Raw genomic sequence first — 439 nt, 5'->3', positions numbered from 1 at the left:
ATTAATCTGAGGAGGTGCATTATGCCCTGGCATCGTACTCGGTTGTCCATTATTTGGGTTATTCCAACGTTCTGCCGGGTTATAACCACTGAAGCTGCCCATCACGCCATTAAACCACACCCCCGCCATAGGCGGCACCACAATCAACAAAGTCGAGAGAATCAGTCCCAAACCCAACTGCTGGGTAGCTGTATCGGCAAGGCCCACAAGGGTTTCTTTAGTAGTCACAAACTGCATAGCCTCTTTTGAGAGAAAAAGACTGGTACCGACATTGGAAACTAAGTCCATGGCAATATCTGACATTACACCGAGCATAACCCCTGAAAAGATGGTTGCCAGCCCATAGTATAGCCATTTTTGAAACAGGGGTGCTGTTTTTTTGAACAGAAGGCATAAAATAAAGATAGGCGCAAAGCCGATAAAGAGAGCCATGGCGATG

Annotated in this window: 1 protein-coding gene; it reads right to left on the bottom strand. The window is 46.7% G+C overall.

The window, feature by feature from the left end; all coding sequences use genetic code 11:
- On the bottom strand, positions 1-439 hold a 439-nt coding region (locus HMPREF2661_RS08845; RefSeq protein ID WP_141759997.1), incomplete at both ends, for a type IV secretion system protein.

The organism is Neisseria sp. HMSC061B04, from assembly GCF_001836705.1.
Lineage (GTDB): Bacteria > Pseudomonadota > Gammaproteobacteria > Burkholderiales > Neisseriaceae > Neisseria.
This window is presented reverse-complemented; position numbering and strand designations above follow the sequence as displayed.